Source organism: Mesorhizobium sp. Arg314, assembly GCF_053714275.1.
The window spans coordinates 141,500-167,053 of record NZ_JBSKBP010000005.1 but is presented as its reverse complement, the minus strand read 5'-3'; the positions used below and the strand labels follow the sequence as shown (position 1 = coordinate 167,053).

Genomic DNA, 25,554 nt, shown 5'->3' with positions numbered 1-25,554 from the left:
GGCTGGCACGCGGATTGGCCAGTTTGTCCCGCAAAGAACCGCTTGCCAAGCGGATAGTCGCGGTCACGGGGAGTAACCATGCGTACCAAAGCCAGCATTCGCGTCGTCGGCTGCCATGCCGAGGGGGAGGTCGGCGACGTCATCGTGGGCGGCGTGCTGCCGCCGGCAGGCCGCACGATGATGGAAAAAATGATCACGATGGAACGCGACCACGACCATATAAGGCGCATGCTGATCTGCGAGCCGCGCGGCAGCGTTGCCCGACACGTCAACCTCCTGGTGCCCGCGACGCGCGAGGATTGCGCCGCGGGAGCGATCATCATGGAGCCGACGGAATACCCGCCAATGTCCGGCTCCAACACGATCTGCGTCGCCACGGTGCTGCTCGAGACCGGCATGGTGCCGATGCAAGAGCCCGAGACGCGCTTCAAGCTCGACATGCCGGGCGGTGTCATCGAGGTGCGCGCCGAATGCCGCGACGGCAAATGCCTGTCGATCACGCTGCGCAACGCGCCTGCCTTCGCCGAACGCCTCGACGCGGATATCGAGGTCGAAGGGCTCGGGACCTTGAAAGTCGACATCGCCTATGGCGGCATGTTCTACGCGATCGTCGATGCCAAGGCGCTCGGCTTCTCGGTCACACCCGACGAGGCCCGCGAACTGGCCGTCATCGGCGAAAAGGTCCGACGCGCCGCGCGCGAGCAGCTCGATGTCGTCCATCCGGAATTCGACAATGTGCGCGGTGTGTCGATCGTACAGTTCGCCATGCCGTTCCAGGGGCCGGGCAACGTTACGCGCAACACCTGCATCGTCTCGCCCGGACGCTCGGACCGCAGTCCGACGGGAACCGGCACCTCGGCCCGCATGGCCGTGCTGCAGGCCCGAGGCTTGATGAAGGCCGGCGAGGTGCTGATCCATGAATCGATCATCGGCTCGCGCTTTACCGGCAAGATACTCGAGCTCACCGAAATCGCCGGTCGCAAGGCGATCGTACCGCAGATCACCGGCCGGGCCTGGATTACGGGCGAGCACAATTACTATCTCGATCCGACGGACCCTTATCCGCAAGGCTACGTGCTGTCGGACACCTGGGGCACCTCGACCTCGGTGACGCAATAGAAGTTTCTGCAACGCCGTCGCCGGGTCACTCACGCGCCCAGACGCTTTCAGCTCAAGCGAGGGCATCGCGCTTGCATATGCTCAGCGGACCTTGCAGGGAGGCGCCTGCTCTGATTCCCTGCGCTTGGTGGGGATCGCCTGATTCGTGTGCTCGTTGCTCCGGTTCCGCATGATCGTGCGTCGGAGCAGCAGGTGCTTTCGTAGAAAGATGAAAAAAATGACCGCCAAGCCGGAAATCCTGGAGATGAGGCCCAAGATCACCGTTATCGGGGTCGGCGGCGCGGGCGGAAACGCCGTCAACAACATGATCGCCGAAGGCTTGCAGGGCGTCGAGTTCGTCGTGGCCAACACCGACGCCCAGGCGCTTACCATGTCGAAGTCGTCGCGGCTGATCCAGTTGGGCGCGCATGTGACCGAGGGCCTGGGCGCCGGATCCTTGCCCCAGGTCGGAAGTGCTGCCGCGGAGGAATCCATCGACGAGATCATGGATCATCTGGCGGGAACGCATATGTGCTTCATCACCGCCGGCATGGGCGGCGGCACGGGGACCGGCGCTGCGCCCGTGATTGCGCGCGCCGCGCGCGACGCCGGCATTTTGACGGTGGCCGTCGTCACCAAGCCTTTCGTCTTCGAAGGCAAGCGCAGGACCCAGGCCGCGGAGGAAGGCATAGAGCGCCTTCGCGAAAGCGCCGACACCGTGATCGTCATCCCGAACCAGAACCTCTTCAGGGTTGCCGACGCCCGGACCACGTTCGCCGACGCCTTCGCCATGGCGGACCGTGTTCTCTATGCGGGTGTCGGCTGCATCACGGATCTCATCGTCAAAGAGGGCCTGATCAATCTCGATTTCGCCGACGTGAAGTCGGTGATGCGGGACATGGGCCGGGCAATGATGGGAACCGGCGAGGCCTCAGGAGAGGGGCGTGCAAGGATCGCGGCCGAGGCGGCGATCGCCAATCCGCTCCTCGACGAGGCCTCGATGTCTGGCGCCAGGGGGCTGCTGGTGTCGATCTGCGGCGGATTGGACATGACGCTGTTCGAGGTCGATGAAGCGGCGACACGGATAAGGGAAGAAGTCGACGCCGATGCCGACATCATCGTCGGCGCCATCTTCGACCAGGCATTGGCGGGCAAGTTCCGCGTGTCGGTCGTCGCGACGGGTCTGCGAAAAAGCGCGGAAATAGCTCAGTTCGAGCAGAGGATCGCCTGAAGCTGCCGCGATTTCGGCCGCGCCGGTTCCCGATGGCGCGGTGCCATCGGCCGATGCATGCTTCCGGCAGGGGATAAAATCCCGGACGGCCACATGCCGTCGGCCAGCGCACTTCCGCGCCTCTTGGTCGCAAGCTGTCAGGGCGCGGCATCCCGTCATCGCGTCTGTCCATATTGGACAAATTGACCGACCTGCTCGGCAGGAGTCGATTTAAGTTCCGCCGGCGAGGAGTAGATTAGCAACATTCGCTGAAGCGTCGCGCTTGCCCGGGAGGACTTATCTTGCTCTTTGCCGTCCATTGTCTCGACCATGCCGATGCGCTTCCGCGCCGGCTCGCCAATTACGATGCCCATAAGGCCTATCTTGCGGCTGGTTCGGTCGCGACTGTAATCTCCGGGCCGCTGGTCGCGGCGGACGGCACAACCATGATCGGCTCGCTCTTCGTTTTTTCCGCGGACAGCATCGGGGAGGTGAAGGCGTTCAACGCCGCCGACCCGTTCAATGCCGCCAATGTCTGGCAAAGCGTCAGCATCAATCCCTTCCTTTTGCGCGTCGACAATCGCGGCTGACGAGGGAGAGGCTCAAAATGAAAAGCTTCGTCTACAACGGCCAGCCGGCACGCGTCGTCTTCGGATCGGGCACGATCGCAAGGCTGCCGGAGGAGATCGACCGGCTGGGCCTGAAACGCGTGCTTGTGATTGCAACGCCGCCGCAGGAGACCAAGGCCCGGCGCCTTGCCGGATCGCTCGGCAGCATAGCAGCCGGCGTCTATGCCGGGGCGACGATGCATACGCCCGTCTCCGTGACCGAGGACGCCCTGCGGGTCGTGGCGGAGCTTAAGGCCGACGGGCTGGTTGCGGTCGGCGGGGGCTCCACGACGGGCCTCGCCAAGGCGGTCGCATTGCGCACCGACCTGCCGCAGATCGTGATGCCGACGACCTATGCAGGCTCGGAAATGACGCCGATCCTCGGCGAGACGAAGGATGGCGTGAAAGTCACCCAATCGAGCCCGAGGGTGCTGCCGGAAGTGGTCATCTACGACGTCGACCTGACGATGACGCTTCCTGTTTCCTTGTCCGGAACAAGCGGCATGAACGCCATCGCCCATGCCGTCGAGGCGCTCTATGCCAGGGAAAGCAACCCCGTGATCAACCTCATGGCGACCGAGGCCATCGGCGCATTGGTGAGCGCCTTGCCGGTCATCGCCGAGAAGCCGCATGACCGCGATGCTCGCTCCGAGGCGCTCTACGGCGCCTGGCTCTGCGGCATCTGCCTTGGCTCGGTCGGCATGGCGTTGCACCACAAGCTTTGCCATACCCTCGGCGGCAGTTTCGATCTGCCGCACGCCGAGACCCATACGATCGTGCTGCCGCATGCGCTGGCCTACAACGCCCCAGCCGTTCCGGCCGTCATGGAAACGCTGCGGGCCTTGCTGAAGGCGGATGATCCTGCGAAAGCTTTCTACGATCTCGCCGGCAGGATAGGTGCCAGGCGCGCCCTGTCGGAGATAGGCATGCCGCCCGACCGGATCGACATCGCGACGGACCGCGCGCTGGCCAATCCCTACTGGAACCCGCGGTCGCTGGAGCGGGAACCGATCCGGGGCCTTATCGCCCGCGCCTATGCCGGCGAACCGCCGCAGGCCTGAGAACCCGAACATCTCTGGAGGAGTTATCGCCATGACCGGCACCTCGGACGCTGCCCGACCGAAATATCCCTATTTCGAGGAAAAGACCTCGGTCGACGTGGTCAATGCGCGCATGGGACCGGATGTCGATCCGCGCCTGCGACAGGTCATGGGCGTGCTGGTGAAACACCTGCATGCCGCAGTCAAGGAGATCGAGCCGACGCGTGAGGAGTGGCTGCAAGGTATTCAGTTCCTCACCGAGGTCGGCAAGATGTGCTCCGACTGGCGGCAGGAGTTCATCCTTCTTTCCGATACGCTCGGCGTTTCGATGCTCGTCGACGCCATCAACCACCGGCGCCCGAACGGCGCCACGGAAAACACCATCCTTGGCCCGTTTTATGTGCCCGAAGCTCCGCGCTACGAGCACGGTGCGAACATCTGCCTCGACGGCAAGGGCGAGCCGATGGTGGTGCGCGGGCGTGTGCTCGACACGGCCGGCAAGCCGATCGCCGGCGCGCTGATCGACGTCTGGCAGACCAATGACGACGGGTTCTACGATGTCCAGCAGAAGGATGTGCAGCCCGACTGGAATCTGCGCGGAGTCTTCACCACCGACGCGACGGGCGAGTACTGGTACCGTTCGGTCAAGCCGCGCTACTACCCGATCCCCGACGACGGGCCGGTTGGAAAGATGCTTGCCGCGCTGGGGCGTCATCCGAACCGCGCGGCCCATGTCCACTACATCGTCAGCGCGCCGGGTTACGATCCCGTCATCACCCACATCTTCGCGCCCGATTGCCGCTATCTTGCAGAAGACGCCGTCTTCGGCGTGAAGGATTCGCTGATCGCCGATTTCACCAAGGTCACCGATCGGGAAAAGGCGAGCGAGCTCGGTTTCGAAGCCCCCTTCTGGTCCGTCGAGTGGGACTTCGTCCTGGCTCCCAAGACCGCCGGAACTTGAACTTCAGCGGTGTCGACTGACGTTTAATCGGTCTGGATCCAGACCGACTTCGTCTCGAGATACTCGTGCAGATGCTCGGCGCCGCCTTCGCGGCCGTAGCCGGACATCTTCATGCCGCCGAACGGCACCGCCGGGTCGATGGCGTGGTACATGTTGACCCAGACCGAGCCGGCCTTGACGCGCCGCGCGAGCTTGTGCGCGGTGCCGAGATTGGTGGTGAAGATACCTGCCGCCAGGCCGTAGGGCGTTGCGTTGGCGCGCGCGACGGCCTCATCCAGCGTGTCGAAGGGCATGGCCGAGATGACCGGCCCGAAGATTTCTTCCCGCGCGATGGTCATCTTGTCCGACACCGCGCCGAAGACGGTCGGCGCGATAAAGTTGCCGCCGTCATAGAGCTCGCCCGTAAGCCGCGAGCCGCCGGCAACCAGTCGGGCGCCCTCATCGCTGCCCGCCTTGATGTAGGCTTCGACCTTGCCGGCCTGCCTTGCGTTGATCAACGGCCCGATTTCCGTCTCCGCCTCGATGCCGTGGCCGATGCGCAGCTTGCCGGCGAACTCGGCGACCCGGCGCACGAACTCGTCATGGATCTCGCGCGCCACGAACAGGCGCGAGCCGGCGATGCAGATCTGGCCCGAATGCACGAACACCGCCATCGCCGCGACAGGCACGGCCTTGTCGATATCGGCGTCGCGGCAGACGATGATCGGCGACTTGCCGCCGAGCTCCAGCGAAACGCGCTTTAGGTTGGTGACACCGGCACGGGCGATCGCCTGGCCTGTCAGCGTCGAGCCGGTGAAGACGATCTTGTTGACATCCGGATGTTCGGCAAGCCGTACGCCGGCCTCGGCGCCGGTTCCGGTGACGATGTTGACGACACCGTCGGGCACGCCGGCCTCCTGCATCAGCCGCGCGATCAGCAGCGGCGTCAGCGACGCATCCTCCGACGGCTTCAGCACGATGGTGCAGCCGGTGGCCAGAGCCGGCGCGATCTTCCAGATCGAGGCGGCGGTGGGCGCATTCCAGGGGATGATCGCGCCGACGACGCCGACCGGCTCGCGCCGGGTGAAGGTGACGATCTCGCCGGGAATGGAATTGTCGATCGCCTCGCCATGCAGCGCTGTCGCCATGCCGCCATAGAAGCGCAGCATGCCGATGACGCGGCGCCGGTTGGCCAAGGTGCGCGTGATCGGCAGCCCCATGTCGAGCGTGTCGGAGACGCTGAGCTCCTCCCAATGCGTCTCGAACAGGTCGGCGATCCTGAGCAGCACGCATTGCCGCTCGTAAGGCGAGAATTTCGACCAGGGGCCTTCGAAGGCCGCGCGCGCCGCGGCGACCGCCGCGTCGATATCGGTGGCCGCGCCGCGCGGCACTGTCGCCAGCACTTCGCCCGTCGCCGGGTTCAGCGCCTGCATCACCTCACCGGACTGCGCCGCGACCCACTTGCCGCCGATGAACATCGGCCGGAATTCGCCATGGTAGAGCGTGGTGGCCTTCGCCCTTGGGTCGAAGTTCAGCGTCATCGTCTCCTCCTCGCAATTCCGACGCGACTATTACTCCTGGTGCGGTCGACCTCAAACAAGGAAAGCTAAAAGGGCGTTCGGATAATCGGACCGTGCAACGTCCGCTGCCCAGTCGAAGTGGTGAAAGCGGCATTTGGGCCAAGCTGCCCTCGCCGCTCTGCTCGGCGCGGTGCAGGGACAGGCCGGCGTCGAGCGGGTTCCTGGATATTTTGCAACGAGATCGCGACCGGCCTGAAGCTTTCCGGGGGTGCCCGGTTTACAGTAGGTTGGCTCGGGCCTGATCGCGCCGGTCGTGGCGGGCTGACCGGGCGCCGGTGAGCGGAACGATCGCCGCCCACCTTCCGTTGGTTGTCTCAACCTTGCCAGGTGTGCGGCTGGAACGGAGCCTCCAGAGGGGGCTTCGTGATGCTGCCGGTGTAGTTGGTGATCGTAGACGCGGCAACCGCGGCGATGACTTCGAGCAGGTGATCCTTGCCGAAGCCGGCATCAAGGAACCGATCGACGTCCTCGTCGCTGAGCCGGCCGCGCTTTTCGATCATCGTCTTCGCCAGATACGACAGCGCGGCCGACCTTGCGTCCGCCGGCAGACGACCGGCACGAATCGCTTCGACATCCGCCGGATCGATGCCTTCCTTGAGCGCCAGGGCCGTGTGGAAGGCGACCGCCCATGTGCAGGCGTTGGTCACGGCGTCGGTGAGCAGAATGATCTGGACCTGCGCTTCGGTGAAGCTGCCGCCGTGTACGTTTCCGAACAGACCGACGAGGCTGTTGATCAGAACCGGCGAGGTCGACACGGCCCCGGCGATATTCGGGATCATGCCGAAAGCCGACTGCAATTGGCGAAGCGCCGGCTTCGAGCCTTCAGGGGCGGTTTCAAGGGTGTGAACGGCAAATTTTGTCATGGGAGTATGCCTTTTGTTGTTGTTCGCGTGTGATCCGCCGCGACTTATCTAGGAACGGGGCTGTTGGCGGGAGCGCCAATAGACCCTCGGTTCTCGCCAAAGCGGTGCGGTGGACAAAGCGAACCCGGCCGGGGCATAATCTGGCGGAAATGCCAAGACGCCCTCATTCCTCGCCAAACCTGATCCGGGTGATCGAAGTGCTCACTTTCCCGGCGGTGCAGTTGCTCGATGTCACCGGGCCGGTTCAGGTGTTTGCCTCCGCCAACGATTTCGTTGCCAGTGCCGGGGGCGCCCCGCCATACCGGCTCAAGCTCGTGACGCAGGGCGACCAAGGCGTCATGTCCTCGGCCGGCGTGGCGCTGGCGGCGGCGGCGCTCGGCAAAAGCAGGGGCGCGCTGGATACTCTGCTGGTTGCCGGAGGGCAGGGGGTGGAGGCGGCCGCCGCGAACCCTGCGCTCGTCGATTGGCTGCGGCGGCGGGCGACGCAATCGCGTCGTGTCGCCTCTGTTTGCACCGGTGCATTCCTGCTTGCCGCCGCAGGGCTATTGGACGGGCGTCGCGCGGTGACCCATTGGAAGGATTGCGCCAGGCTGGCGGCGCGCTTTCCGGCCGTGCTGGTCGAGCCCGATCCGATCTTCATATGCGATGGTCCGGTCTGGACCTCGGCCGGGGTGACGGCGGGCATCGATCTCGCGCTGGCGATGGTGGAGGAAGACCTCGGCCGCTCGATGGCGCTCGCCGTGGCCCGCTACTTGGTTGTTTTCCTCAAACGCTCCGGCGGACAGGCGCAGTTCAGCGCCGCCCTGGCCTTGCAAGCCGCCGACGACAGGTTCGGCGCGCTCCATGATTGGATCAACAATCATCTCAGCGACGATCTTTCGCTCTCGGCCCTGGCAGACCAGGCAGGCATGAGCGAGCGTAGTTTCAGCCGCCACTACGCGGAGGCGACGGGGCAAACTCCGGTCCGCGCCATCGAGCGGCTGCGAGTGGAGGCGGCACGGCGTCAGCTGTCGGAGACGCGCCTGCCGGTCAAGCGTATCGCGCAGCGTTGCGGCTTTGGCTCTGAGGAAACAATGCGCCGCAGCTTCATGCGCCTGCTCGCCGTCAAGCCGCAAGACTACCGTTCCCGGTTCACGGTCTGAAATGGGCGCGAGTTACCGGCGGATTACGAATTCTTCGACGCGAGCCGTCTCGTTTCATGAGGCGCCAGGTTGCGGGCGCAGGCGCCGACGGCTATGCCGGGCCCAGGATTTTCCGACGACAGGCATAATAGATGAACGTCCTTTCCATCTCCAAATCGCATGGCGGCATCCAGGGCGTCTATGCGCATGCTTCCGAGGTTTGCGCCTGCGACATGACCTTTGCCGTCTTCGTGCCGCCCCAGGCCAAGGACGGGCACTTGCCGGTTCTGTGGTACCTGTCCGGCCTGACCTGCACGCATGCCAATGTCATGGACAAGGGCGAATACCGGCGCCTGGCATCCGAGCTCGGGCTCGTCATCGTGTGCCCCGATACCAGCCCGCGCGGAGCCGACGTTCCCGACGAGAAGGACAATTGGCAGTTCGGCTGCGGCGCCGGCTTCTACCTCGATGCGACCGAGCAGCCTTTTGCGAAGAACTATCGCATGTACTCCTACCTCACCGAGGAATTGCCGGCGCTCGTCGCCGCGAACTTCCCGGTCGACATGTCGCGCCAGGCCATCTTCGGCCATTCGATGGGCGGACATGGCGCGCTGACGATCGCGCTGAAGAACCCGGAGCGCTACCGAAGCTGCTCGGCTTTCGCGCCGATCGTGCAACCCTCGACGGCCGGCTGGTCGCGGCCGGCCTTCGAGAAGTATCTCGGATCGGACGAAAAAAGCTGGCGCGCCTACGACACGACGCTTTTGATCGAGGACGGCAAGCGCTTCCCGGAATTCCTTGTCGACCAGGGCACGGCGGATGGCTTCCTGCAGGACGGTCTTCGGCCATGGTTGCTCGAAGAGGCCTGCAAGACGGCAGGCATCGATCTGACCTTGCGCATGCAGGAGGGCTACGACCATTCCTACAACTTCATCTCGACCTTCATGGACGATCATCTGAAGTGGCATGCCCGCCACCTTGGTTGACGTTGTCTGTATCTCCAAGAAGTGCGTTGCCCGACGCGGTCCTGTCGCATCCGCAGGGCTGAACAGGTTCCGTAAGAATCAGGCTCAATCCCCTGACATCGAACGGGCCATGTCGAGAAAGGCGCGCACCAGTTTGCCGCCGCTGCGTTCGCGCAGACAGATCAGCGCTTCATCCATCAGCGTTTCAGGGGCATCGATCGCGACCTGCGCCAACCGCGAATCGTGACCGAACTCGGCCGCCGAGACGAAACCGACGCCTGCTCCGGAGGCGACGATCTCGCGCACCGCCTCGCGGCCTTCGGCCTCGATCGCAGGCCGGAGCTCGATATCCGAAGCCGCGGCAAGATCCTCAAGCTTCTTGCGTGTCTTCGAGCCGCGCTCGCGCATCACCAGCGGCTCCTGCGCCAGCTCTTTCAGCGTCAGCGATTTCTTCGCCGACAGCGGGTGGTCGGCGGACACGAAGGCAATGATCGGGGTCGAGTTGAGCTTCAGCATCTCGAAATCGCGACCCGTCGGCACTTCGGGAAGCACGCCGATGTCGGCCTCGTAGCTATAGAGGCTGCTGATGACCGTGTCGGTGTTGCCGGAACGCAGCGAAACCTGGACACCGGGATATCGGGCGCGAAAGGCGCCCAGGATGTGGAGAAGATGGTGCGCGGCGTCGGCGACGATACGCAGCGTGCCGGCGCGCAGCGCGCGCGACTCCGTCAGAAGTTCGAGTGCCTGCTGCTCGGTTTCGAACATGCGGTGCGTGATCTCGAGCAGCCTCTGGCCTTGCATGGTCAGCGTCACCTGCTTCTTGTTCCGGTTGAACAGAAGCACGTCGTACTCTTCCTCAAGCTTGCGCACCTGGTCCGAGATTGCGGGCTGGGTGAGGAACAACGCTTCGGCCGCGCGCGAGAAGCCGCCTGAGATGGCGACCTGGTGAAATGCCCTAAGCTGCACGTAACGCATGCTCGTGCTCTCCGAAGCGGCGTTTATGCGGCAAGCTGGTAGCATCGATCAGATCGATACATCAATACAAAATAACGATTTTACAAATACGTGAGGACCGCCGAGAATGACAGTCATATTTCAATGACAGGTTCGAAGTGGGAGGGCGGCATGCTCGCTGAGATGAAACTTGCGGCGACAAAGCCGTTGGATGCGCCGGCGCTGGGCGAACCCTATCTGCTGACGCCCGGCCCGCTCACCACATCCTATGCCGTCAAGCAGGCGATGCTGCGCGACTGGGGCTCCTGGGACGGCGATTTCCGAGGGATGACGGCCGATCTGCGCCGCCGCCTGCTGGCGCTCACCGGCGACGCCCGCGACGAATTCGACTGCGTACCGATGCAGGGCAGCGGCTCCTTCTGCGTCGAGGCCATGCTCGGCTCCTTCGTGCCCAAGGACGGCAAGGTGCTGGTGCTTGCCAACGGTGCCTACGGGCTGCGCGCCGAGCAGACCATGCAGTATATAGGCCGTGCCTACACGCTGATCGACAAGGGCGACTACCTGCCGCCGCGCGGCGAAGAGGTGGCGGCGGCGCTGAAGGCCGATCCGGCAATCACGCATGTCATCGCCATCCATTGCGAGACCAGTTCCGGCATCCTCAACCCGGTCGCCGAGATATCGCAGGCGGTCTATGCCAACGGCCGCAAGCTTTTGATCGATTCCATGAGCGCGTTCGGCGCCATCCCGCTCGACGTCAACGAAATCCGCTACGAGGCGATGGTTTCGTCGGCCAACAAATGCATCGAGGGCGTGCCGGGTTTCGGCTTCGTCATCGCCCGCAAGAGCGAACTGGAGGCTGCCAAGGGGCGCAGCCATTCGCTGTCGCTCGACGTCCATGCGCAATGGGCGAACATGAACAAGACCGGACAGTGGCGTTACACGCCGCCGACGCATGTCGTCGCGGCCTTCCTCGAAGCGTTGCGCCTGCATGAGGCCGAAGGCGGTGTTGCGGGGCGCGGCGCGCGTTACAGATTGAACCGCGACGTCATGGTGGCCGGGATGCGCGAGCTCGGTTTCGAGACGTTGCTCAAGGATCGCTGGCTGTCGCCGATCATCGTCACCTTCTTCAACCCGGCGCATCCGAACTTCGCCTTCGACAGGTTTTACAAGCTGATGAAGGACAAGGGATTCATCATCTATCCGGGCAAGCTCACGGTCGTGGACTCCTTCCGCATCGGCTGCATCGGCCAGATGGATGAGCATGTCATGCGCCGTGTCGTCGAGGCAGCCGCACAGTCGCTGAATGAAATGGGCGTCGACACCGCCGCCCCGTCTCCCGCCGCTATCGCCGAGCGCGCCAAGCTCGCCGCCTAAAGGGTCTTTTGAGGTCTACGATGAACCAGATGTCTCCCGTCAACGTCACGGCCAACGGCCGTTCCTATGCCTGGCCGCGCGTGCCGGCCATCGCCATCTGCCTCGACGGCTGCGAGCCGGCCTATCTCGATGAGGCTATTCATACCGGGCTGATGCCGGCGCTGGAAAGGATCAAGCACAAGGGCACGGTGCGCTTCGCCCATTCGGTGATCCCCAGCTTCACCAACCCTAACAATCTGTCGATCGCCACCGGCCGGCCGCCTTCAGTGCACGGTATATGCGGCAACTACCTCTACAACCCGGAGACGGGCGAGGAGGTGATGATGAACGACCCGAAGTTCCTGCGCGCGCCGACGGTGTTCCAGGCGTTCTACGATGCAGGCGCCAAGGTCGCGGTGGTGACGGCCAAGGACAAGCTGCGCGCGCTGCTCGGCAAGGGGCTGAGGTTCGACGATGGCCGGGCCATGTGCTTCTCGGCCGAGAGGTCCGACACCACGACGAAAGCCGAGCACGGGATCGACAATGCCTCGAAGCATTTTGGCCTGGCCGTGCCCGAGGTCTATTCCGCGGAACTTTCTGAGTTCGTCTTCGCCGCCGGGGTGCAGTTGCTGAAGGAATTCCGGCCGGACGTGATGTACCTTACCACGACCGACTACGTGCAGCACAAATATGCGCCGGGCGTGCCCCAGGCCAATGCCTTCTACGAGATGTTCGACAAGTATCTTACGCAATTGGATGCGCTGGGCGCGGCGATCGTGGTAACGGCCGACCATGGCATGAAGCCGAAGCATCATGCCGACGGCTCGCCGAATGTCGTCTATATCCAGGATCTGCTGGACGAGTGGCTGGGCAAGGACGCGGCCAGGGTGATCCTGCCGATCACCGACCCTTACGTCGTGCATCACGGCGCGCTGGGTTCCCTCGCCACCGCTTACCTTCCCAAGGGCGCGGACCGCGAGGCGGTGATGGAAAAGCTGCGCAAGGTGGAAGACATCATCCTGGTGCTCGGCCGCGAGGAGGGCTGCGCCCGCTTCGAACTGCCCGAGGATCGCATGGGCGACATCATCCTGATCTCCGGCGAGAACAAGACGATCGGCACTTCGCAGCACCGGCACAATCTGGCCGCACTCGACGAGCCGCTGCGCTCGCATGGCGGACTCACTGAGCAGACCGTGCCCTTCATCGTCAACCGCGTGCTGCCGGACCTGCCGAACGAGCCTAAGCTGCGCAATTTCGACGCGTTCTACTATGCGACGATGGCGGCGGCGCAGGGTTGAGGTTGAGGTCGAGGGCGCAGTCGACCCCCACTCCGCCGAGCTTCGCTCGGCACCTCTCCCCCGATCGACGGGGGAGAGGAAGGGCGCCCGGTCGGTTTCGCAGCGCTTTGGACTGCGAAGGACTGAGCGCCGACGCCGACTGATTTCCTCTCCCCCGTCGATCGGGGGAGAGGTGGCCCGAAGGGCCGGAGTGGGGGTCGACCCCGCGACGTATCCAAGACTGGAACCAACCGATGACCCAACTCGATCCCTCCATCAAAGTCCGCCACGAGCCGATGCGGATTGCCGGCCGCAAGGTCGACGCCGAGCGCAGGCTGGAAGTGCGATTCCCCTGGAACGACACCGTTATCGGCACGGTGCCGGCGGGCGGGGCGGAGCATGCGCGGCGCGCCTTCGAGATCGCCGCCAGTTATCAGCCGAAACTGACGCGCTACGAAAGGCAGCGCATCCTGCTCAAGACCGCCGAGCTGCTCAACACGCGCAAGGACGAGCTGTCCGACCTCATCACGCTGGAGCTCGGCATCTCCAAGCAGGATTCGCTCTACGAAGTCGGCCGTGCCTTCGACGTCTTCACGCTTGCCGGCCAGATGTGCATCCAGGATGACGGCGAGATTTTCTCCTGCGACCTCACTCCGCATGGCAAGCAGCGAAAAATCTTCACCACCCGCGAGCCGCTTAACGCGATCTCGGCGATCACCCCGTTCAACCATCCGCTCAACATGGTGTCGCACAAGGTGGCGCCGGCGATCGCCACCAACAACTGCGTCGTGGTCAAGCCAACCGAGCTGACGCCGATCACGGCGCTGATGCTGGCCGACATCCTCTACGAGGCCGGCCTGCCGCCGGAAATGCTTTCCGTCGTCACCGGATGGCCGGCCGATATCGGCGACGAGATGATCACCAATCCGAACATCGACCTGATCACCTTCACCGGCGGCGTGCCGGTCGGCAAGATGATCGCCTCCAAGGCGGGCTACAGGCGCCAGGTGCTGGAGCTCGGCGGCAACGATCCGCTGATAGTGCTCAACGACCTGTCGGACGAGGATCTGGCCAAGGCTGCCGATCTCGCGGTCGCCGGCGCCACGAAGAATTCCGGCCAGCGCTGCACGGCAGTCAAACGCATCCTGGTGCAGGAAAGGGTCGCCGACCGTTTCGTGCCGATGGTGCTGGAGCGGGCGAAGGCCATCAAATTCGGCGACCCGCGCGACCCGGCGACGCAGCTCGGCACCGTGGTGCACGAGAAGGCGGCCGCGCTGTTCGAGAAGCGCGTCTACATGGCGGCCGAGCAGGGCGCCGAGGTGCTTTACGATCCTGGCCGCAAGGGCGCGTTGCTGCCGCCGATCGTCGTCGACCGGGTGCCGCACCAGTCCGAGCTGGTGATGGAGGAAACCTTTGGGCCGATCGTGCCGATCGTGCGCGCGCCGGACGATGACGAAGCGCTGATAGCGCTGTCGAACTCGACGGCTTTCGGCCTGTCGTCGGGCGTCTGCACCAACGATTTTCGCCGCATGCAGAAATACATCACCGGCCTCAAGGTTGGCACCGTCAACATCTGGGAAGTGCCGGGATACCGCATCGAAATGAGCCCGTTCGGCGGCATCAAGGATTCCGGCAACGGCTACAAGGAAGGCGTCATCGAGGCGATGAAGAGCTACACCAACGTCAAGACCTTCTCCTTGCCTTGGTAAGTGCCGTGAAGAACAGTTTCGACCTTGCCGTAGTCGGCTCCGGCATCATCGGGCTGGCTCATGCCTTGGCCGCGGCGCGGCGCGGCTTGCGCGTCGTCGTCATCGATCGCGACCAGAAAGCGAACGGCGCCTCCATCCGCAATTTTGGCCTCGTCGTCGTCACCGGGCAGGAGCCCGGTCCGTCGCGCCGCCTGGCGGAGCGCAGCCGTAAGATCTGGCTCGAGCTTGCGAACGAGGCGGGGATCGAAATCCTCCATCGCGGCAAACTGATCGCGGCACAGCGGCCGGAAGCGCTGGCCGTGCTGGAGTCGTTCAAGGCCGGTGAGCACGGCGCGGAATGCAAGCTTCTGACGCCGCGGGAGACCGTCGGGCAACTGGGCAGCCTCAATGGAAAGGCGATCGTCGGAGGGCTGTTCAGCCCGTTCGAATTGCGCGTGGAATCGCGCGAAGTGCTGCCTCGACTGGCGTCTTTCCTGGCCGAAAGATTTGCAGTCGAATTTCGCACCGGCATATCCGTCACCGATGTCGCGCCGCCCTTCGTGGAGACAAGCGCGGGGCGCCTGCGTGCGGAGAAAGTCGTCGTCTGTCCCGGCGATGACTTCAGCTCCCTTTATCCGCGGCGCCTCAGCGAACATGGCGTGAAGCGCTGCAAGTTGCAGATGCTTCGATTGGCTTATCCCGGCTTCCGGCTTTCGTCGGCGCTGATGTCCGATCTCAGCCTTTTGCGCTATGGCGGCTTCGCCGGTTTGCCAGAAGCTGCCGCGTTGCGAGGCAGGCTGGGCGAACAGCGCGGCGCAGCGTTGGCCAACGGCGTCCATCTGATCGTCGTGCAGAGCGCGGACGGTTCACTGGTGGTCGGCGATTCCCATCAGTATGGGCTCACGCTCGATCCGTTCGGATCGGAAGCTGTCGACCGGCTGATCCTCGACGAGTTCAAAACATTGTTCGGTACGGTGCCGGACGTGCTTGCGCGCTGGACCGGCAGCTACGCTTCGGCGAAGAATGCCGTGCTGCGCGACACTCCGCATGAAGATGTGCGCCTGGTGATCGTCACCAGCGGCACCGGCGCCAGCACCGGATTTGGGCTTGGCGAAGAGACCATCGTGGAGTTGTTCGGCCAATGACGCTCGTCCATACCGAAGGTGAATCCAACAAGGCCGCCGCGCGACAGGAATGGAGCGCCAGGCAGAGCCACGCGCCCTCGCAGGAGCTTTTGCGGCGCGACGCCGCCGCCTTCCTGCACCAGAGCCTTTCCAGCCCCTGTGTCTCCGCGATCGCCAAGGCGGAAGGCATCTGGATCGAGGACACGGCCGGACGCCGCTACATGGATTTCCACGGCAACAGCGTCCATCATATCGGCTACGGCCATCCGCGCCTCAAGGAAGCCATCCGCAAGCAGATGGACGAATTGCCGTTCTCGCCGCGTCGCTTCACCTGCGAGCCGGCGGTCGAGCTCGCCGAGACGCTTGGCAGGCTGGCGCCGGGAGACCTCGGCAAGGTGCTGTTCACGACAGGTGGGTCGGACGCGATCGAGGTGTCGCTGAAATTGGCGCGCGCGGCGACCGGCAGGTTCAAGACGCTGTCGTTCTGGGATGCTTTCCACGGCGCCGGCTTCGGTGCTTCCAGCGTCGGCGGCGAGGCGACGTTCCGCTCCGGCATTGCCGGGCCGCTCCTGCCCGGCACCGAGCATGTCGCGCCCTGGGCGCCGCACAATTGTCCCTACGGCACCAATTCGCTGGAGGAGTCGGCGCGCGCCTGCGCCAACATGATCGCTTACGTGCTGGGACGCGAAGGCGACTTCGCCGCCTTCATCGCCGAGCCGATGCGCGCGACGCCGCTGGTGCCGGCGCCGGGCTTCTGGAAAGCGGTGCGCGAAGCCTGCGACCGGCATGGCACGCTCCTGATCTTCGACGAAATCCCGACCGGTCTCGGCAAGACCGGAAAATTCTTCGCCTCCGAGCATGATGGGGTGACGCCAGACATCATCGTGCTCGGCAAATCGCTCGGCGGCGGCATGCTGCCGATCGCCTCGGTGATCGCGCGGCGCGACCTCGATGTCGCCGGCGATTATGCGATCGGCCACTACACGCATGAGAAGAATCCCGTCACCGCACGCGCGGCGCTGACCACCATCGCCACTATTCGCGAAGAAGGCCTCGTCGAACGCTCGGCCGAGCTTGGCGCCCATGCGCTCGCCCGCATGAACGACCTCATGCAGCGCTCGCCCTTCATCGGCGACGTCAGGGGCAGGGGGCTGATGTTCGGCGTCGAGATGGTCGAGGACAAGGCAAGCCGCGCTCCGGCGCATGCGCTCGCCGAGCGGATCTATTATCGCTGTCTCGACGAGGGGCTGAGCTTCAAGATCAGCCAGGGCAATGTGCTGACGCTGTCGCCGCCGCTGGTGATTTCGCGCGACGATCTCGACCATGCGCTCGACATCGTCGAGGCCGCCGTGCTGGCGGCCTGAGAGGGATGAAGGCTGTCCGCACCGACAGGGAGCTCGAATGCCCGGGCATCGACGCGGGCCTTCGAGCACGCGGCGTAGAACTGGTGACGCTGCCGGACGGCATCCCCGAAGCGGAGCTGATGGCGGCGGTCGCCGACGCGGACCTCATCCTGATGTGCTACACGCCGATCACCGGGCGCGTCATCGACGCGGCGCGCAACCTCAAGGGCATCGTCAAATACGGCGTCGGCATCGATGCCATCGATATCCAGGCGGCGATGCGTCGCGGCATCCCCGTCGTCAATGTCCCCGAATATGCCGAAGAGACGGTTGCCGAGGGCGCCTTCGCGCTGATGATCGCGCTGGCGAAGCGGCTGCCGGCAATCACGGCGGCGGTCTCGCGGGACGGCTGGATCTGGCCCGAGCAACGCTGGCTCGGACGCGACATTGCCGGCGCCACGCTTGGCCTTGTCGGCTGCGGCAAGATCGGCCGCAGCATGGCGCGCATGGCGGGGCAGGGGTTCCGGGCGCGGGTGCTCGGCCTTGATCCCGGTATCGACGCGGCGACGATGCGGGATGCGGGGATTGAGAAGGTCGACGACCTGCAAGCGATGCTCGGTGTGTGCGATTTCGTCTCGATCCACTGCGTTCTGAACGAGCAGACCCGCGGACTGATCGGTCGCCAAGAACTCGCTTGCATGAAGCCTTCGGCCATCCTCATCAACGTGTCGCGCGGGGCACTCATCGACGAGGCGGCGCTTGTCGAAGCGATCGTTGCCGGACGCATCGCCGGAGCCAGTTTCGACGTCTACTCATTGGAGCCGCTGACCAGGTCCGGCCATCCGATGAGCGCGCTCTTCGATCGCGACAATGTGATCCTGTTTCCGCATCTCACCTTCTTCACGCATGAGGCGATGCGCCGGCTCGAAGATGACACGCTCGCTCGCTGCTTCGAGCTGATCGAGGGCAGGCCGGTCACCATCCGCTCGCATGACCCGAGGCTGCGGGCACAGACGGCTGGCGTTTCATTTTATTGATTTTTAACGATTTTTCGTAGCCGGGGCTGGCTCTCGCAGGACCTGCGACCGGCATGCGACAGTTCCATGACAAATATCAGGGAAAGTTTGTCTGTCATAAAATAAATAGATTTTACTTATCGATTGGCGCCCCCCAAAGTTAGCCTAACGACGACATGCACCAACGCTCCAAGCCCATTGATGGGCCAATGAACGCGATCACGAGTGCGTCGCAGATTGTGCCTTCGATCAAAAGGGGAACTGACCATGAAATCGCGAAACCTTACCATAGCCATGACCTTCGCCGCGACGCTGCTGGGCTCGTCGGCACTCGTTGCGCCGGCATTCGCCGATGGCGTCGTCACCATCTACTCGGCCGACGGGCTGCATGACGGCAATGGCAGCTGGTACGAGACCGAGTTCGCCGCCTTCACCAAGGCCACCGGCATCACCGTGCAGTATATCGAGGGTGGTTCGGGCGGTGTCGTCGAGCGCGTCGCCAAGGAGAAGTCGAACCCGCAGGCCGACGTCCTGGTGACGTTGCCGCCCTTCATCCAGCGCGCAGCCGCCGATGGCCTTCTGCAGGATTACAAGCCGCAAGGCTCCGACCAGATCGACGGCGGCACCGACCAGTACCGGCCGCTGGTCAACAACTACATGAACTTCATCTACAACAGCTCAGTGCTCTCGGAAGCGCCCAAGAGCTACGACGACCTGCTCGATCCGAAATTCAAGGGCAAGATCCAGTATTCGACGCCCGGCCAGGCCGGCGATGGCACCGCCGTCATGCTGCAGATCATCCACGCCTTCGGCGGCGAGGACGCGGGCTTCGGCTACATGAAGAAGCTTCAGGACAACAATGTCGGCCCGTCCGCCTCGACCGGCAAGCTGACAGCGCTGGTCAACAAGGGCGAACTGCATGTCGCCAATGGCGACCTGCAGATGAACATGTCGCAGATGGCCGACAATCCCAACATCAAGGTGTTCTGGCCCGCCGGTCCGGACGGCACGCGCTCCATCTTCGCGCTGCCCTATGAAATCGGCCTGGTCACCGGCGCGCCCAACAGCGACAACGGCAAGAAGCTGATCGAATTCCTGCTCTCCAAGGAAGCGCAGTCTACGGTGAGCTCGGTCGCGCTCGGCCTGCCGGCCCGCAAGGACGTGAAGCCGGACGATGCCAATTTCGGCAAGCTGCAGGACGCCATGAAAGGCGTGAGCGTCTGGGCGCCGAACTGGGACGACGCGCTGACCAAGCTGCCCGACTATGTCAAGAAGTGGAATGAAGCGACCGGAAGTTGATCTCCTGGTGACCAGATCCGGAGGAGCAGCCATGTCGGTGCCCGCTGTCACGGGAAGCAATGTCATGGATGTCGACGCCGCGAAAATTCGCGGCGCCGGCTCCAATGTCCACTTCGACAAGGTCAGCGTCGCCTATGGCACGCATGTCGTGCTGCATCCGCTGACGCTCGACATCGCGCCTGGCGAGATCCTGGCGATGATCGGGCCCTCCGGCTCCGGCAAGACGACGGCGCTTCGGGCCGTCGCCGGTTTCGTCAGGCCGGCAAGCGGCCGCATCCGCATCGGCGCCACCGACGTGACCGATGTTCCGCCCTATGAGCGCGGGCTCGGCATGGTGGTGCAGAACTACGCGCTGTTCCCGCATATGCGCGTCGAGGACAACGTCGCCTTCGGCCCCAGAGCGCAAGGCGCCGACAAGGCGCTCATCGGCGAGCGCGTCAAGGACTCGCTCGCCACCGTCGGCATGTCGGGCTTTTCGCGGCGCTATCCGCGCGAGCTTTCCGGTGGCCAGCAGCAGCGGGTCGCGATTGCGCGGGCGCTGGCGGTCAGGCCGCGCGTGCTTCTGCTCGACGAACCGCTTTCGGCGCTCGATGCGCAGATCAGGCGCAACATGGTCGAGGAGATAGCCAAGCTGCATCGTGACCTACCCGGCCTGACGATCCTCTATGTCACCCACGATCAGACAGAAGCGCTGACGCTTGCCGACAAGATCGCCATCATGCGTGACGGCCGGGTATCCTCGCACGGGCCGACCACCGAGCTCTATCGACGGCCGCCGAACCGCTTCACGGCCGAGTTCCTTGGGCGCGCGAACCTCTTGCCGGTCACTGTCGCGGAGGGCGCCTCCGGACCGAAGGGGTTCGCCAAGGCCAAGCTCGGCGACGCCGTGCTCGCCGGTGCGGGACGCAGTGAGAAGCCCGGCGACAAGACCCTGCTCTGCATCAGGCCGCAGCATCTCAGCCTCACCAGCGACGAGGAACATACCAACAGGATAGTCGGCACGCTGAAGGAAGTGCACTGGCAGGGCGAACTCACCCACCTCGTGCTCGATGTCGACGGCACGCCGGTGCGCGTGTCGGCGACCAGGCTGCCGGTAAGCTTGCCGGAGCGGGGCTCGGCCGTGCCGCTCTTCTTCACGCCTGGCGACACGTCGCTCGTTCCGGAAGACGTCCGTGGCTGACGCGGCCGTCCTCCCCGCGCCGATGGCCAGAAAGGTGCCCGGCCGGTTCTGGATCGTGCCGCCGGCGGCACTGCTGGGGTTGTTGTTTTTCTACCCGCTGGTGTTGATCGTCCAGCAGGCATTTCTCGACGACAGCGGCATGGCCAATGTCGCCGAATTCGTACGTGTGCTGCATGCGCGGTTCTTCCTTAACGCACTCCTCAACACGATAACCATTTCGGTCGCGGCGACAGCCGGGTGCCTGGTCGTCGGGCTCGTGCTGGGGCTGATCCTAGCCTTCGTGCCGTTTCCCGGCAGCGGCGTCATCGCCCGGCTGATCGACACGTTCATCGCCTTGCCGACCTTCCTGGTGACGCTTGCCTTCACCTTCCTCTACGGCTCCGCCGGCATGCTCAATGCCGGATTGATGGAAGTGTTCTCGCTGCAGGCGCCGCCCGTCGATTTCCTCTACTCGACCTGGGGCGTGATCCTGGCCGAGGTCACCGTCTACTCGCCTTTCGTGCTGCGTCCGCTGCTAGCCGCCTTTTCGCTGGTCGACCGCGGCCAGATCGAAGCGGCGAGCGTGCTTGGCGCGAGACCGTTTCGCATCGTGCGCCAGGTGATCCTGCCGGCCGCGGTGCCTGCGCTGATTGCCGGCGGCAGCCTGTGCCTGCTGTTGACGGTCAACGAGTTCGGCATCGTGCTGTTCATCGGCGCCAAGGGCGTCATCACGCTCCCGCTGCTCATCTACAGCAAGGCCATCCAGGAATCGGCCTATCAGGTCGCCTGCATCATCGCCGTCATCAACATCGCGCTGTCGCTGGGGCTGTTCGGCCTCTACCGGTTCGCCGCCGGCCGGCTGGGAGTTTAGCCATGCTGGTCTGGTCGCGCTCTCGGCGCATCATGATCTGGGCAGTCTTCGCGCTGCTGTTCGGCGTGCTGTTTCTTGCGCCGCTGGCAGTGATCCTGCTCTCCAGCCTGGCCGACCAATGGAACGGCGTGCTGCCGAGTGGGCTGACCGTCGAGCACTACAGCGATGTCATGCAAGGCGCCGCGTGGAAGGCAGTGAAGGCCAGCCTGGTCACCGGCTTCCTGGCCAGCGCGCTGGCGCTGGTCAGCGGCACCTGGGCGGCGCTTGCGCTGCGTGTCCAGGGCGCCACGCTGGCGAGGCTGCTCGGCCTTTTGTTCTTCATCCCCAGCGCGGTGCCATCCGTGTCTGTCGGTCTTGGTCTGCTGGTTGCCTTCAGCCATCCGCCGCTGCTGCTCAACGGCACCATCGCGATCGTCATGGTCGCGCATTTCGTGCTGATCTCGGCCTTCACCTTCGGCAATGTGTCGGCGGGGCTGGCGCGGCTCTCGCCCGATTTCGAACAGGTGGCGTCGAGCCTCGGCGCGTGTCCCGCCTATCGGCTCTGGCATGTCACGCTGCCGCTGCTCACACCCTATCTGGTTGCCGCCTTCGGGCTGAGCTTCGCGCTGTCGATGGGCGAGCTCGGCGCCACCGTGATGGTCTACCCGCCGGGCTGGGTGACGCTGCCGGTATCGATCTTCAGCCTCACCGATCGCGGCGATGTCTTTGCAGGCGCGGCGTTGACGATGGTGCTCGTCGCCGTGACGCTGGTGCTGCTGCTCGGGCTCGAACGCGTTACCGGCCGTCAGACGAGATCATAGGCCAGAGGCCGGCATCAGGGCCAGTCGCCGCCAATCTAATGCATGTCGCCCAGAAGTGTACGCGGTTCTGGGACAACGACATGCATAAAAAGGACTTAAAAGCGCGTCGCCTGAGTCCGTTTCAGCGCGACGCGCTTTAGGATGCCCGCACCAGCTTGCCGTAGCGTTTGATCAGGCGGTCGCGCTTCAAGCGCGACAGCCTGTGCGTCCAGAAGAGCCCGTCGAGCTGATCGATCTCGTGCTGGTGGCAGGCTGCCAGCAGACCCTCGGCGTCCTCGAACTGCTCCTTGCCCTCAAGATCCTGATAGCGAACGCGTATGCGGGCATGTCGCTCAACGTCTTCAGTGACACCGGGCATCGAGACACTGCCTTCCGTATGCCGGATCATTTCGGTCGAGGCCTGGATAATCGACGGATTTACATAGATCCCGGATTTAGAGGCCGAAGGCAGTTGGATCGCAACCACACGTTTCAAAATGCCGATATGCAGGGCAGTGATGCCGATCCCGGGCGCCGCGTACATGGTGTCGACGAGATCACCGGCGAGACGGATCAACTCGACGTCGAACCGTTCGATGGGATCTGCGACAGCACGCAGCAGGGGATCGGGGAACTTTATGATCGGCTTAACCGCCATTTCTTTTCGTCTTCGCAAGGTGGAAGATACGGCGAAGCCGCCGAGCCTGACCGTTATACACTTTTCCTGGAATTGCTCTGGCCGACCGGCTTCTGCAGAACGTCGAATTGCGGGTTGGTCTCCGAGAAGATCGGGAGGGCTGCCGCGCCGAGGACGGACGTGTCCTTTCCAGCGGCCCCGACCACGATGCGCGGCGTGATGCGGGCACTCGTCGAGCTCACCGAGAGATGGAGTGGTTCCAGCCGGCTGGCCAAAGCCTCGATCACCGGCAGCGGCATGAAGCCGCCGAGCACGATGGTTTCGGGGTCAAGCGCCATTTCCAGGACGTCGATCGCCTGGCGCAGCGGATCGACCGCCTCGGCGAGCCAGGCTTCGAAACGGCCGTCGCCATTTGCCAGAAGCTCCGCCAGCAGTTCGGGAGAGGCATGGTCGGGATCCGGCAGATCGAGCCTGTCACAGGTCGCGCGGAGCGAGACGTAGCGCTCCAGGCAGCCGCGCTTGCCGCAGTCGCAGGGCCGGCCGCCGGGCCGCACGATGATGTGGCCGATTTCGCCTGCATTGTGGCGGCTGCCCTTGTAGAGATGGCCGTCGAGGAAAAGGCCGGCGCCGAGACCCGTTCCAATGAACAGATAAACGAAGCTGTCGAGCTTGCGGGCAACACCATAAAGCCGCTCGCCGATTGCGGCAGCGGTGGCGTCGTTCTCGACGGTCACGGCGATGCCGGTCAGCCGTTCCAGTTCTTCGGCCACCGGAAAATCCTGCCAGCCGGGGAGCGCGGTCGGGCCGACCGAAGTCATGCCTTCGACGCCGAAAGGGCCGGGCATTGCCATGCCGATGCCGAGCAGCTTCGTCAGGTCGAGGCCGGATGTCGCGATCAGATCGCTCGAGATCGCGGCAAGCAGCGGCATCGCTTCGGCGGGCGTCGGACGGTCAACATTTCTGTCGATGCGGGCGCGCATCGTGCCGGAAAGGTCGGTGACGACGCCGACAGCAAGCTGATGATCAAGCTGCAGGCCGATCGAATAGCCGCCATCGGGATTGATGGAGTAGGGTAAGGCCGGCTGGCCGCGCGCGCCCTTCAACGTCGCTTCCGGGCGCAGCAGCCCTGCCTCTTCCAGTTCCTCGACGATGTTGGAAATGGTTTGCGACGACAGCGCCGTCAGCCTGGCGATCGCCGCCCGCGACAACGGGCCGTTGGTGCGGATCGTTTCGATCACCACACGCCGGTTGTGCGATTTCGCCTGCTCGAGATTTGTGCCGGAGATGGCTTTCTTGAGGGTCATGAGGTGGTCACCAGTCACGGAAATCTATAAAACCGGTAGGCAATGGCTTGCTGCTGGGGCGGATCCCAAGCAACTTCTCCGCATTAGGCCGATGGCAGAGACATCTGCGCACCGGACACCGGCATCGCTGCAAAGATCGGTAACGGCGCTGGTCTCATGACTGTCTTGCTGGCTGACACGAATTAACAGGAACGATCTCGCGGCTGACGCATTTTGCTTCGCATCAACAGCCGAGGGACTCGATGCGCATAGCCCATGTCGCGCCGCTTTACGAATCCGTGCCGCCGAAACTTTATGGCGGAACCGAGCGGATCGTCTTCTACATCACCGAAGCACTCGTCGAGCTCGGACACGATGTGACGCTGTTCGCGAGCGGCGACAGTGAGTCGTCGGCGCGGCTGGCGTCCGGGCGCGACCAGGCGATACGCCTCGACCCGCGGCCGAAGAAATCGGAGATCGCCGCGCATCTGGCCATGCTTGCCGATGTGCGCGAACGCGCCGGCGAATTCGACGTCATCCATTTCCATCTCAGCCACTTCCTGCATTTTCCGTTCTTCGAGCAGATCGCGGGGCGGACAGTCACGACCCCGCATGGCCGGCTCGACTATGTCGACCTGGCCCCGGCCTATAAACGCTTTCCGCGCTTCCCGATGATCTCGATTTCGCACAGCCAGAAGCGCGGTTTGCCGGATGCGAACTGGCTCGCCACGATCCATCACGGACTGCCGCTCGATGCCTACGGGCCTACCTATGAGCCGCAGCCGAAAGAGCCGTATCTCGCCTTCCTCGGGCGCCTGTCGCGCGACAAGCGGCCGGACCGCGCCATCGAGATCGCGCGCCGGTCCGGGTTGAAGCTGAAGCTGGCGGCCAAGATCGGCGACGACGACCGCGCCTATTTTCAAGACAACATCGAGGCGCTCATCGATGGCGACCGCATCGACTATGTCGGCGAGATCACGGAAAGCGAGAAGTCGGAGTTCCTCGGCAATGCGGCAGGCCTTCTGTTTCCCATCGAATGGCCGGAGCCGTTCGGCCTTGTCGCGATCGAGGCCATGGCCTGCGGCACACCGGTGATTGCCTGGAACCGCGGCGCCCTGCCGGAGATCGTCGACAATGGCGTCACCGGCTTCGTCGTGGATAATGTGGACGATGCGGTCGCGTCGGTGCCCGCGCTTCTCGGTCTCGACCGACGGCAGGTGAGGGCGGTTTTCGAGACAAGGTTCTCGGCGACAAGAATGGCGCGCGACTATCTTGCTGCCTATATGCGCCTGACCGGCATCCCGGAGGCCAAGGCTTCCTGACCCTTGACGGCCCAGGGCGGGGCC

Annotated in this window: 23 protein-coding genes; 18 read left to right on the top strand and 5 right to left on the bottom strand. The window is 64.1% G+C overall.

Features of this window, described 5'->3' with window-relative positions; all coding sequences use genetic code 11:
- The first annotated feature begins 78 nt into the window (after positions 1-78).
- The 5 genes from ACWGS9_RS07730 to ACWGS9_RS07710 all read left to right on the top strand — a co-directional run bounded on the left by ACWGS9_RS07730 (position 79) and on the right by ACWGS9_RS07710 (position 4,917).
- Positions 79-1,119: a proline racemase family protein gene (locus ACWGS9_RS07730; RefSeq protein WP_454504681.1), complete on the top strand. Its 1,041-nt coding sequence runs from the start codon at positions 79-81 to the stop codon at positions 1,117-1,119.
- 217 nt (positions 1,120-1,336) lie between these two features.
- Positions 1,337-2,329 carry a cell division protein FtsZ gene (gene ftsZ, locus ACWGS9_RS07725; protein ID WP_320309306.1) on the top strand — a complete coding sequence of 331 codons (993 nt, stop codon included), beginning with the start codon at positions 1,337-1,339 and terminating at the stop codon, positions 2,327-2,329.
- Positions 2,330-2,610: 281 nt separating this feature from the next.
- Complete coding sequence (locus tag ACWGS9_RS07720; protein WP_454504680.1) at positions 2,611-2,898, top strand: YciI family protein; 288 nt, start codon at positions 2,611-2,613, stop codon at positions 2,896-2,898.
- Positions 2,899-2,915: 17 nt separating this feature from the next.
- A complete protein-coding gene (locus tag ACWGS9_RS07715) occupies positions 2,916-3,977 on the top strand; it encodes a maleylacetate reductase (protein ID WP_454504679.1) in 1,062 nt (353 codons plus the stop codon).
- Positions 3,978-4,008: 31 nt separating this feature from the next.
- Positions 4,009-4,917, top strand: a complete 909-nt coding sequence (locus ACWGS9_RS07710) for an intradiol ring-cleavage dioxygenase (protein WP_454504678.1) — start codon at positions 4,009-4,011, stop codon at positions 4,915-4,917.
- Between the two features lie 23 nt (positions 4,918-4,940).
- Here the strand turns inward: ACWGS9_RS07710 and ACWGS9_RS07705 are convergent, their stop codons facing one another.
- Together ACWGS9_RS07705 and ACWGS9_RS07700 are read right to left on the bottom strand one after the other, a co-directional pair.
- Positions 4,941-6,437, bottom strand: a complete 1,497-nt coding sequence (locus ACWGS9_RS07705) for an aldehyde dehydrogenase family protein (protein WP_454504677.1) — start codon at positions 6,435-6,437, stop codon at positions 4,941-4,943.
- A 353-nt stretch (positions 6,438-6,790) separates the two neighbouring features.
- Positions 6,791-7,339, bottom strand: coding sequence for a carboxymuconolactone decarboxylase family protein (locus tag ACWGS9_RS07700; protein ID WP_454504676.1), 549 nt, complete (start codon positions 7,337-7,339; stop codon positions 6,791-6,793).
- A 149-nt stretch (positions 7,340-7,488) separates the two neighbouring features.
- Here ACWGS9_RS07700 and ACWGS9_RS07695 point away from each other — a divergent pair, with 149 nt between their 5' ends.
- Positions 7,489-8,481, top strand: coding sequence for a GlxA family transcriptional regulator (locus ACWGS9_RS07695; protein ID WP_454504752.1), 993 nt, complete (start codon positions 7,489-7,491; stop codon positions 8,479-8,481).
- 131 nt (positions 8,482-8,612) lie between these two features.
- Positions 8,613-9,446: an S-formylglutathione hydrolase gene (gene fghA, locus ACWGS9_RS07690; RefSeq protein WP_454504675.1), complete on the top strand. Its 834-nt coding sequence runs from the start codon at positions 8,613-8,615 to the stop codon at positions 9,444-9,446.
- Positions 9,447-9,530: 84 nt separating this feature from the next.
- Here fghA and ACWGS9_RS07685 read toward each other — a convergent pair whose 3' ends face one another.
- Positions 9,531-10,400: a LysR substrate-binding domain-containing protein gene (locus ACWGS9_RS07685; protein WP_454504674.1), complete on the bottom strand. Its 870-nt coding sequence runs from the start codon at positions 10,398-10,400 to the stop codon at positions 9,531-9,533.
- A 150-nt stretch (positions 10,401-10,550) separates the two neighbouring features.
- On the opposite strand from ACWGS9_RS07685, the gene ACWGS9_RS07680 reads away from it, so the two are divergent.
- The 10 genes from ACWGS9_RS07680 to ACWGS9_RS07635 all read left to right on the top strand — a co-directional run bounded on the left by ACWGS9_RS07680 (position 10,551) and on the right by ACWGS9_RS07635 (position 22,309).
- Entirely contained in the window at positions 10,551-11,753 is a 1,203-nt protein-coding gene (locus tag ACWGS9_RS07680; RefSeq protein WP_454504673.1) for a 2-aminoethylphosphonate--pyruvate transaminase, read from the top strand.
- A 20-nt stretch (positions 11,754-11,773) separates the two neighbouring features.
- The gene (gene phnA, locus ACWGS9_RS07675; RefSeq protein WP_454504672.1) at positions 11,774-13,030 is read left to right on the top strand and encodes a phosphonoacetate hydrolase; all 1,257 of its coding nucleotides are present in this window, start codon (positions 11,774-11,776) and stop codon (positions 13,028-13,030) included.
- Between the two features lie 233 nt (positions 13,031-13,263).
- A complete protein-coding gene (gene phnY / locus ACWGS9_RS07670; protein ID WP_454504671.1) occupies positions 13,264-14,718 on the top strand; it encodes a phosphonoacetaldehyde dehydrogenase in 1,455 nt (484 codons plus the stop codon).
- A gap of 5 nt (positions 14,719-14,723) precedes the next feature.
- Complete coding sequence (locus ACWGS9_RS07665; RefSeq protein WP_454504670.1) at positions 14,724-15,842, top strand: TIGR03364 family FAD-dependent oxidoreductase; 1,119 nt, start codon at positions 14,724-14,726, stop codon at positions 15,840-15,842.
- On the top strand, positions 15,839-17,185 hold the full coding sequence (pbfA, locus tag ACWGS9_RS07660) for a (R)-1-hydroxy-2-aminoethylphosphonate ammonia-lyase (RefSeq protein ID WP_454504669.1): 1,347 nt from the start codon (positions 15,839-15,841) through the stop codon (positions 17,183-17,185). The genes ACWGS9_RS07665 and pbfA overlap by 4 nt, the downstream gene beginning before the upstream one ends.
- A gap of 5 nt (positions 17,186-17,190) precedes the next feature.
- On the top strand, positions 17,191-18,201 hold the full coding sequence (locus ACWGS9_RS07655) for an NAD(P)-dependent oxidoreductase (protein WP_454504668.1): 1,011 nt from the start codon (positions 17,191-17,193) through the stop codon (positions 18,199-18,201).
- Between the two features lie 246 nt (positions 18,202-18,447).
- Positions 18,448-19,479: a 2-aminoethylphosphonate ABC transporter substrate-binding protein gene (locus tag ACWGS9_RS07650; protein WP_454504667.1), complete on the top strand. Its 1,032-nt coding sequence runs from the start codon at positions 18,448-18,450 to the stop codon at positions 19,477-19,479.
- Positions 19,480-19,510: 31 nt separating this feature from the next.
- Complete coding sequence (locus ACWGS9_RS07645) at positions 19,511-20,659, top strand: ABC transporter ATP-binding protein (protein ID WP_454504666.1); 1,149 nt, start codon at positions 19,511-19,513, stop codon at positions 20,657-20,659.
- Positions 20,652-21,509, top strand: coding sequence for a 2-aminoethylphosphonate ABC transporter permease subunit (locus tag ACWGS9_RS07640; RefSeq protein WP_454504665.1), 858 nt, complete (start codon positions 20,652-20,654; stop codon positions 21,507-21,509). The genes ACWGS9_RS07645 and ACWGS9_RS07640 overlap by 8 nt, the downstream gene beginning before the upstream one ends.
- A 2-nt stretch (positions 21,510-21,511) precedes the next feature.
- Positions 21,512-22,309, top strand: coding sequence for an ABC transporter permease subunit (locus tag ACWGS9_RS07635; RefSeq protein WP_454504664.1), 798 nt, complete (start codon positions 21,512-21,514; stop codon positions 22,307-22,309).
- A gap of 136 nt (positions 22,310-22,445) precedes the next feature.
- Here the strand turns inward: ACWGS9_RS07635 and ACWGS9_RS07630 are convergent, their stop codons facing one another.
- Both ACWGS9_RS07630 and ACWGS9_RS07625 read right to left on the bottom strand, forming a co-directional pair.
- The gene (locus ACWGS9_RS07630; protein WP_454504663.1) at positions 22,446-22,946 is read right to left on the bottom strand and encodes a peptide deformylase; all 501 of its coding nucleotides are present in this window, start codon (positions 22,944-22,946) and stop codon (positions 22,446-22,448) included.
- Positions 22,947-22,999: 53 nt separating this feature from the next.
- Positions 23,000-24,229: an ROK family transcriptional regulator gene (locus ACWGS9_RS07625; protein WP_454504662.1), complete on the bottom strand. Its 1,230-nt coding sequence runs from the start codon at positions 24,227-24,229 to the stop codon at positions 23,000-23,002.
- Positions 24,230-24,471: 242 nt separating this feature from the next.
- Here ACWGS9_RS07625 and ACWGS9_RS07620 point away from each other — a divergent pair, with 242 nt between their 5' ends.
- Positions 24,472-25,530 (top strand): glycosyltransferase family 4 protein, encoded by a 1,059-nt coding sequence (locus ACWGS9_RS07620; RefSeq protein WP_454504661.1) that lies wholly within the window; start codon positions 24,472-24,474, stop codon positions 25,528-25,530.
- Positions 25,531-25,554 lie beyond the last annotated feature (24 nt).